The organism is uncultured Meiothermus sp., assembly GCF_937863175.1.
Lineage (GTDB): Bacteria > Deinococcota > Deinococci > Deinococcales > Thermaceae > Meiothermus.
In genome coordinates this window covers 1-8,296 of sequence record NZ_CALMCQ010000064.1, presented here as the reverse complement: position 1 = coordinate 8,296, position 8,296 = coordinate 1, and the positions used below count along the sequence as shown (strand labels likewise).

Below are 8,296 nucleotides of genomic sequence, written 5' to 3'. Positions count from 1 at the left end.
CGATGGTCCCCACGTTTACGTGTGGTTTGGTGCGTTCGAATACGCCTTTCGCCATACTGGTTTCACTCCTTGTTTCGTCTCTGGTCGCGGGTTCTTTCTTGAAACAAGACTCGCGTCCCACGACACACTTACTGCCCCTTGATTAGCTTCTGAGCAATGTTCTGGGGAACCTGCTCGTAGTGGTTGAAGAACATCGAGAACTGGGCCCGGCCCTGGCTCATCGAGCGCATGTCGTTGGCGTAGCCGAACATCTCGGCCAGAGGGACATGTGCCCGTACCAGACGGGCATTGCCACGCTCTTCCATGCCCTGGATCTGCCCACGGCGGCTGTTGAGGTCGCCAATGATGGAGCCCAGGAAGTCCTCGGGGGTAATCACCTCGACGCGCATGATGGGCTCGAGGATCGCCGCACCACCCCTCTCGATGGCTTCCTTGATAGCCATCGAGCCCGCAATCTTGAAGGCCATTTCGGAGGAGTCCACCTCGTGGTAGCTCCCGTCGTAGAGGGTCACTTTCAAGTCCACAATGGGGAATCCGGTTAGCGGCCCACTCTGCATGGACTCCTCGATCCCCTTCTGCACCGCCGGGATGTATTCGCGGGGGACGACACCACCCACGATGGCGTTGACGAACTCGAAGCCCGAGCCCCGGCCCAGCGGTTCGGCCTTGATTTTGACGTGGCCGTACTGACCGCGACCCCCCGACTGGCGCACAAACTTGCCCTCTACATCCACGTTGCGGGTGATGGTTTCGCGGTAGGCTACCTGGGGCTTGCCCACGTTGGCATCCACCTTGAACTCGCGCTTGAGGCGATCCACGATGATCTCGAGGTGCAGCTCGCCCATGCCGGAGATGATGGTCTGGCCGGTCTCGGGGTCGGTGGAGACCCGGAAGGTGGGGTCTTCCTCGCCCAGGCGCGACAGGGCCACACCCAGTTTGTCCTGGTCGGCCTTGGTCTTGGGTTCGATGGCCAGGTCAATTACGGGTTCGGGGATTTCGATGGACTCGAGGGTCACCGCCTCGTCGCCGTCGCCTACCAGCGAGTCGCCGGTAATGGTTTCCTTGAGACCCACCACCGCGCCAAGCTCGCCCGCCTTCAACTCCTCGACTTCCTCACGGTGGTTGGCGTGCATCTGGAGCAGCCGGGCTACGCGCTCCTTCTTGCCCTTGGTGGTGTTCTGCACGTAGGAGCCCGACCTGAGCGTACCGGAGTAGACCCGAATGAAGGTCAGGCGGCCCACGTAGGGGTCGGCCATGATTTTGAAGGCCAGGGCGGCCAGCGGCGCGCTGGGATCGGCGGGGCGCTCCACTTCTTCGCCCTCCTCCAGCTTGCCCTTGATGGGGGGGATATCGAGGGGTGAGGGCAGGAAGTCCACCACACCGTCGAGCAGAAGCTGCACACCCTTGTTCTTCAGGGCCGAACCCAAAAAGACCGGGAAAATCTCGATGGCGATGGTGCCCTTGCGGACGGCCTTAATGATCTCATCCTCGGAAGGCTTTTGGCCCTCGAGGAACTTGACCATGATGTTCTCATCGTAATCGGCAGCCGCCTCGACCAGCTTCTCGAAGTATTCGGCAGCCTGGGTTTTCAGCTCCTCGGGGATTTCAACTTCGCGGATATCCGTGCCGAGGTCGTTGCCGTACAGATAGGCCTTCTGGCGCAGCACATCAACAATGCCCTGGAAGGTATCTTCACGCCCGATGGGGAGTTGCATCAGCACTGGCTTGGCCCCCAGGCGCTCCTTCATGGTGTTGACTACCAGCCAAATGTCTGCCCCGGTCTTGTCCATCTTGTTGGCGAAGGCCACCCGGGGTACACGGTATTTGTCGGCCTGACGCCAGACGGTCTCGGACTGGGGCTCCACCCCCTGGGAAGCATCGAAGACTGCGACTGCGCCATCCAACACCCGCATAGAGCGCTCGACTTCGATAGTAAAGTCCACGTGGCCAGGGGTATCAATGATGTTGATGCGGTGCTCGACCCCTGTGCCGCTGTGTTTCCAGTTGGCGGTGGTCACAGCAGCCGTAATGGTGATGCCGCGCTCGCGCTCCTGCGCCATCCAGTCCATGGTGGCCGCCCCCTCGTGCACCTCACCGATTTTGTGGATACGCCCGGTGTAGTAGAGGATGCGTTCGGTAGTGGTGGTTTTACCGGCGTCAATGTGCGCCGCTATCCCGATGTTGCGGAACAGCTTGAGGTCAACTCCTGTCTTGACGGACATACTCACCACCGGTAGTGGGCGTAGGCCCGATTGGCATCGGCCATACGCTCTACATCTTCCTTCTTCTTGACCGCGTTGCCCTTGCCCTCGGCGGCCTCCAAAAGTTCGGCAGCCAGGCGCTGGTGGGCTTCGCGCTCACCCCGGCCGTTGAACGCATTGACAATCCAGCGCAGGGCCAGGGTCTGCTGGCGACGCGGCGAGACCTCGATGGGAACCTGATAGTTGGCCCCACCGACCCGGCGGCTGCGCACCTCAACACGAGGGCGCACGTTGTCCAGGGCGGCCTTAAAGACCTTGAGGGGCTCCTGACCGCTCTTGTCCTGGATAATCTCGCAGGCATCCTTGAAGATTTTGGCCGCCAGGTTCTTTTTGCCATCACGCATCATGCGGTTGATGAGGGCCGACACCACCACATCCCCATAGAGGTGGTCGGGCTCGAGTTGGCGAACTTCTGCTTGTCTTCTACGCGACATACTCAGACCTCACTCAGGCCGCCCTACCCTTCCGGCAGGGGAAGGCGGCATCCATGTCATTTCTTCTTGGCTGCCGCACCCTTGGCATCGGCCTTGGGCTTCTTGGCCCCGTACTTGGAGCGGCTCTTCTTGCGGTCTTTCACACCCTGGGTGTCGTAGATGCCGCGCACGATGTGATAGCGCACCCCCGGAAGGTCTTTGACACGGCCCCCGCGAATCAGCACCACCGAGTGCTCCTGCAAGTTATGGCCCTCGCCGGGGATGTAGGCGGTAACTTCGTACTGGCTGGACAGACGAACCTTGGCCACCTTGCGCAGCGCCGAGTTGGGCTTCTTGGGGGTGACGGTGCGCACCACGGTGCAGACCCCCTTACGGAAGGGGCTCCCCTTGAGGGCGGGCACTTTGCTCTTTTTAGCAACCGGAGCACGGCCTTTGCGGAGGAGTTGGTTGATGGTTGGCAGTGTAATCACATCCTTTCGTTTAACTGAACTTCTCTATAGAAACTAAAGCCCCACACTGAGGTCTGCGTACTTGCGCTGCGCTCGGTGCGGGGTTCCCGTCGAGAAGCGAATCAGGCCGGTGGCCCGAGGTTCGCCCCTGGATTCTCAAGAATCGCTTGCGAAGGCAGAGAGTGCTCTAGCACGCTCATTCCTCGCATTGCGCGACGGCTTTCCCGTGAGCGCAACCGATGCAACCTCACGACCGGGGCTGGCCTGAGGAAACGCAACCCTAGAAGTATATACGGGCATCACGAGTTAATCAAGGGGCCGGAATCGCAGGATGGAACCTGGCTTTTTGTTCACAATTGCCCTCGAGGCCGACCCGCTCAATCTGGCCTTGCGAAGAGGGGTTTACCCACCCCACGCTTCAAAAAGACACTGCTGTAGCAAAAATCTTTTTGAAGAGTGCTTCCGGGGACTGGTAACAAAGAAATCGGTATGAGCTGTAGACCCCAAAAACACTCACCATTCCAGAGGCCACATCTAGCTCGAAAACTAACGTGCCGGAGCACCAGCAGGGAGATCCGTCAGGCCTGGTATCAATCCCGCAAGAGCCAGCGCACATCTTCCACCATTCGATCGGTTGCGGCAGCCATGCCGTAGCGATAAATGAGGCGCAGTTGACCTCTGGGATCGAGGGCGAAGACCGTAGCGGTGTGGTCTACGTTATATTCGATCGGTGACTTGATGGCTGATTTTTGGAAGAAGACCCCGTATTTTTTTGCGACCTCGGCAAGCTGCTCAGGTGTTCCGGTCAGGCCCAGAAAGGTAGGGCCAAAGAAAGTCGTGTATTTTGCAAGCAACTCTGGGGTATCGCGCTCGGGATCCACCGAGATCAGCAAAACCTGCACCCGCTCTTGCTCGCCTGGGGTGAGGACCTTGTAGACGCTTCCCAGCTCGAGCATAGTGGTGGGGCAGACATCCGGACAGTTCACAAAACCAAAGAAAATCAATACCACCTTACCCCGGAAGTCGGACAGGCTCTTGGTCGAGCCAGTGTGGGCAGTGAGGGTGAATTCGTTAGCTTCTGCCGCACGGATGTTCAAAAGGCGGGTTCCGTAGGGCTGGTAGATATCGCGCATCAAGAGGAAGGCAGCAATGGCCAGCAGCAAGGGCAGGCCAGCCATCAAAGTAATCCATATGGCTCGACGCGGCATCAGCTACGCTCCTGGTTCATTTTGGGATCACTGCATTTGTTCACGCCTGACCTCGGTTTCATCTGATACATCCGGGGCCTTGATACGTGGCCCTATTGTGCCCGAACTACCGCATCCACACTGAGGGTTCGTCCCCCCTCGAGCCGCAGCACCAGCCGCACCCGCTGCCCTTGCCGTAGGGGCTGGCGCAGGTCAATCAGCATGATGTGAGTTCCACGAGGCTTGAGCTCCAGCCGCCCCCTGGCCGGAACCACCAGCTCCTTTACCGGGCGCATCCCGGTCACTTCCAGTCCCTTCATTTCTGGGCTGTGACGGTGATCCATTCCCAGGTGGTCGTTGGGGTCTACAAACTGGGTCTGGTGCAGCTCTCCTCGAGCTGCAATCGGGCTACTGACCCCCAGCACCCGGACTGGGCGCGCACCGGTGTTTACCAGCACCATATAGGCCGCTGTGGTCTGGTTTGGCACCAGCCGTACCCAGGCATTTTCCACCCGGAGGCCCTGGCCCTGAGCAAAAGCCCAGCCCAGCAGCAACAAAATCACCCCGAAACGTATCAGCATTGAAATCTCCGAAATCTCCCCAGGTTAAGGTAGGCAAACCCACTATGGTCAAATGTCCCGAATCCAAAAACGGGTGTCGGTAACCGAGGACAAGTAACTGCAGGCATTTGACCCTCCGCCCTCGAGGTCATTACACACTACCCTCACCCCTCTGCGGCATGATAAGAACGGCATGAATAATGTCTCATCAGGTTTTTCCAGTCCCCAGGTGCGCTGGGCTGCCGCCTCGCTGATCGCCCCTTTCTTCTTGCAGTTGCTAGGTCTTGGAGACACTTTTCTGGGAGGCGGGCTGTGCGGTGAGCTGTTTGGCAACGAGACCCCTTTAGGGCTGCAAGGCGCGGGGTTCTGGTACGCTCTGATGTTCATGATGTTGTTGGGATTTCAACTGATGTATGGGGGTTTTTTGCTGCTGACCCGCTTGCTCGAGATGCCCGCCAGCATGGAGCGTGGAACCTACCTGGGTGCGATCGGGCTGGTGGGTCTGATATCGCTGTTATTCATTCTGACCCGCACGACGGGCCCCCCCTACCCCAGCCCCCAGGGCCTGGCTCTTGGCGACACGGCCCCGGTGGATCCGCTGAGCCTGATCCTGATCGGATGCTCGTGGGTGGGCGGATTCCTGCTGTGGCGTTTGCTTAAAAAGGCATAATCTGCTTCCCAGAATCCGCTAGGCTATAAAGCATGGAACGTCTATTGGAGGTCATGCGCCGCCTCCGCGCACCCGATGGCTGCCCCTGGGATCAGAAGCAGACCCACCAGAGCCTTCGGCCCTACCTGCTCGAGGAGGCCGCCGAAGCCGTAGATGCCATGGGTCGGGGCGATCCTAGCGAACTGGCCGAAGAACTGGGTGATGTATTGCTGCAAGTGGCTTTCCACTCGGTAATTGCTGAGCAGGAGGGTACATTTGCCTATCCCCAGGTCGAGCAGCACATCGTGGACAAGCTCATCCGCCGCCACCCGCATGTGTTTGGCAACGTGCAAGCCGAGACCGCCGAGGCCGTAATCGCCAACTGGCAGACCATCAAAGCCTCCGAGGGTAAGCCTGCAAGATCCATCTGTGACCAGGTGCCGCGCAGTCTAGGGGCGCTGGCTCGAGCCTTTGAGATTCAGAAAAAACTCGACACACCTCCCGCCAATCGGGCCAGCCTGATCGAAGCCGTCCAGCAGGGCAATCTATCCGAGGCGCTGTGGCTGATGGTGGCCCTGTGCCGCCAGGAAATGGTGAACCCAGAGGTTTTGCTGCGTGAGCGTTGCGAGCAAAATTGCCTTTAGTTGTGAGCGCTGCCCCCTGGAGTTTTGGGCTTGGTTAGGAAGGTATGAAATCCGAGTTTCTCAAAGCCGCTGTGATCCGCCCGCCCCAGGAGCTTTTGCTACCCCAGGGGTTTGTGGATGCAGCCGTTTTGCTGCCTGTGTGGGAAGGCAGGCTTCTGTTTACGGTTCGCAGTGCTCATCTTCCCCACCATCCCGCCCAGATTAGCTTTCCTGGCGGGCGCTTTGACGATGGCGAGAGCGCCGAGCAAGCCGCCTTGCGCGAGACCTGGGAGGAAGTGGGGTTAGACCCCAGCTATGTAGAAATTCTGGGCCACCTCAACCCCACCCTCTCCCCCTTTGGCTACCGGGTTTTTCCCTTGCTGGGCCGCATTACTCAGGAGCCCCACCTGTCTCCAAATCCCCAGGAAGTGGGCGAGTTGCTCTGGGTGCCCATTGAAGATTTGCTGGCTGCCCCCGCCTATGCCGAAGAACGCACCCCGCCCCCCAGCAACCGCTTCCCTATCGGCTTGGGGGGTGAGTTTTCGGAGGAGTTTGGCAGGCTCAGGCGCAGGGTCTGGCATTATCCCTGGCGCGGCTACGACATCTGGGGCCTGACCGGGAATATCGTGCACGACTTTCTCGAGCGCATTCGAGAAGTGCGGCTTTGAACCCGTCGCCTGACCAGGAGGCTCAGAACAACCGCTCGTCCCAGGCCAGGGCCCGCCGCCGCAACCTCACCTGAGCAATTCCGGGGTGCAGCGGGTTGAGCAGGTCGTTGGGCTCAGCCGGGGTGATGGCACCGGGAACCCGCAAGGCCAGCGAGGTGCCGGCCTGGAGCCACTGGCTGCCAGGTCGGCGGGTGATTTCGTAGTCTTTGCGCCAGTTCTCAAGTAGGGCGGGGCGTACTGGATTAGTTCAACGGGAAGCTCGAATCCGAGAGCCACCTACGGTTGCTGGATAGCCCGCGACCTCGAGATGCACCCGCGTCTCCAGCACAGCCTGGGCCAGCGCGCTGGCCAGGTAAACCATCCGCTCGCCTGCAAGGGGCCAGCCGGTACCCTGGGCGCTGGAACCTTGCAGGCATAGTGCCAGGGGCGGAGATCGGAATTGCCCCGAGTGAAAAGGCTCCAGCACTCGCTCCCCAGGGGGATTAACCATCCGTGTGCAAATCCCCGAGACTAATCGGCGGCGACAGATTCGCTCAGGAACAACGGTTTGGCTTGTTTGGCCAGACGATCATAGAGTTGCAAAAACTGCTCTTTAGCCCGCTGTCCCAGGAAGCCGGACGGGGTTAGCTCGAGTGGCAGGCCAGGGTCGAGGAAGAGGTTCTTGCGGGCCTGGTGAACCATGTGGGTGAGGCGCACAAAGGCTTCCTCGGCGTTCTGGGGTCGGTCTTGTTTTTGCGCCAGAAACGCACGGTAGCGAGTCTGGGCTGCTTTGAGATTGAAGGATTTTTCAACTAGCTCGAGGGGTGGGGTGCTGGAAAAGCGCTCGGCCTGAAAAAGCTCAACATAGCTTCTCAGGCCATAAAAGCCCACCAGATCGCGGGCGGCCTCGAGCGAACCGTTGGGACTGACCCAGACCCCCGGTGCGGGCGTCCCGAAACCCAGCAGTATCAATTCGTTGCGGAAGCGGTCACGCACCGTGCGTTTGGCTTCCGGTACGGCGTAGACCAGAATGCGCCATTTGCCGTCCCAGGGAGCGCCGTAGGTATAGAGCCGTTCACGCACGTTCTCAACCTGCCAGGCCACCCTGGGCGAAAGCCGGTAGTAGGCCCGCCGTCCGTCCTTCTCCGGGATAATCCAGCCGCGCTTAACACTGCGCGAGACAGCGGCCCGTACCGCGGGTTCACTAAATTTCAGCAGTTCCATCCAGCGAATCAAATCCCCCACCCAGGCTCGGTTTTCCGGGTGCAGGTATTCCATATAGAGCGTAAACAGATAGGAGCGCGCCCGCATTGAGGCCCAGTATAATACGGATTTTTGCGTTCCTGGCCAAAAAGCGTTTGGTTTGGTGGGAGTATCGGGCGGTTCGTTCAATCTGCAGCCAACGCCGGGGCCCTGGAGTCCAGCCGAAACCACTGCCCACCCCGATAACGCCACCAGAACATGGCAATCCGCACCCCCTCTTCCC

At 59.7% G+C, this 8,296-nt stretch carries 9 protein-coding genes and 1 pseudogene; 3 read left to right on the top strand and 7 right to left on the bottom strand.

Annotated elements, in window-relative coordinates; all coding sequences use genetic code 11:
- Nucleotides 1–128 precede the first annotated feature (128 nt).
- From fusA to Q0288_RS02590, 5 genes are all read right to left on the bottom strand, one after another.
- On the bottom strand, nucleotides 129–2,222 hold the full coding sequence (fusA, locus tag Q0288_RS02610) for an elongation factor G (RefSeq protein WP_299426749.1): 2,094 nt from the start codon (nucleotides 2,220–2,222) through the stop codon (nucleotides 129–131).
- A 2-nt stretch (nucleotides 2,223–2,224) separates the two neighbouring features.
- Nucleotides 2,225–2,695 (bottom strand): 30S ribosomal protein S7, encoded by a 471-nt coding sequence (rpsG, locus tag Q0288_RS02605; RefSeq protein WP_299426746.1) that lies wholly within the window; start codon nucleotides 2,693–2,695, stop codon nucleotides 2,225–2,227.
- A gap of 56 nt (nucleotides 2,696–2,751) precedes the next feature.
- Nucleotides 2,752–3,156 (bottom strand): 30S ribosomal protein S12, encoded by a 405-nt coding sequence (gene rpsL, locus Q0288_RS02600; protein ID WP_299426753.1) that lies wholly within the window; start codon nucleotides 3,154–3,156, stop codon nucleotides 2,752–2,754.
- Between the two features lie 578 nt (nucleotides 3,157–3,734).
- Nucleotides 3,735–4,352 carry an SCO family protein gene (locus Q0288_RS02595; protein WP_299426743.1) on the bottom strand — a complete coding sequence of 206 codons (618 nt, stop codon included), beginning with the start codon at nucleotides 4,350–4,352 and terminating at the stop codon, nucleotides 3,735–3,737.
- A gap of 92 nt (nucleotides 4,353–4,444) precedes the next feature.
- Complete coding sequence (locus Q0288_RS02590) at nucleotides 4,445–4,912, bottom strand: copper chaperone PCu(A)C (RefSeq protein WP_299426740.1); 468 nt, start codon at nucleotides 4,910–4,912, stop codon at nucleotides 4,445–4,447.
- A gap of 172 nt (nucleotides 4,913–5,084) precedes the next feature.
- Here Q0288_RS02590 and Q0288_RS02585 point away from each other — a divergent pair, with 172 nt between their 5' ends.
- The 3 genes from Q0288_RS02585 to Q0288_RS02575 are packed head-to-tail and all read left to right on the top strand — an operon-like array spanning nucleotide 5,085 to nucleotide 6,831.
- The gene (locus tag Q0288_RS02585) at nucleotides 5,085–5,561 is read left to right on the top strand and encodes a hypothetical protein (protein ID WP_299426737.1); all 477 of its coding nucleotides are present in this window, start codon (nucleotides 5,085–5,087) and stop codon (nucleotides 5,559–5,561) included.
- Between the two features lie 32 nt (nucleotides 5,562–5,593).
- Nucleotides 5,594–6,184, top strand: a complete 591-nt coding sequence (locus tag Q0288_RS02580; protein ID WP_299426734.1) for a MazG family protein — start codon at nucleotides 5,594–5,596, stop codon at nucleotides 6,182–6,184.
- A 44-nt stretch (nucleotides 6,185–6,228) separates the two neighbouring features.
- Nucleotides 6,229–6,831 carry a CoA pyrophosphatase gene (locus Q0288_RS02575; protein ID WP_299426731.1) on the top strand — a complete coding sequence of 201 codons (603 nt, stop codon included), beginning with the start codon at nucleotides 6,229–6,231 and terminating at the stop codon, nucleotides 6,829–6,831.
- 22 nt (nucleotides 6,832–6,853) lie between these two features.
- Here the strand turns inward: Q0288_RS02575 and Q0288_RS02570 are convergent.
- Nucleotides 6,854–7,033, bottom strand: a pseudogene (locus Q0288_RS02570) (RES domain-containing protein); the annotation flags it as partial.
- Between the two features lie 308 nt (nucleotides 7,034–7,341).
- Nucleotides 7,342–8,121 (bottom strand): PaaX family transcriptional regulator C-terminal domain-containing protein, encoded by a 780-nt coding sequence (locus Q0288_RS02565; RefSeq protein WP_299426724.1) that lies wholly within the window; start codon nucleotides 8,119–8,121, stop codon nucleotides 7,342–7,344.
- Between the last annotated feature and the right edge of the window lie 175 nt (nucleotides 8,122–8,296).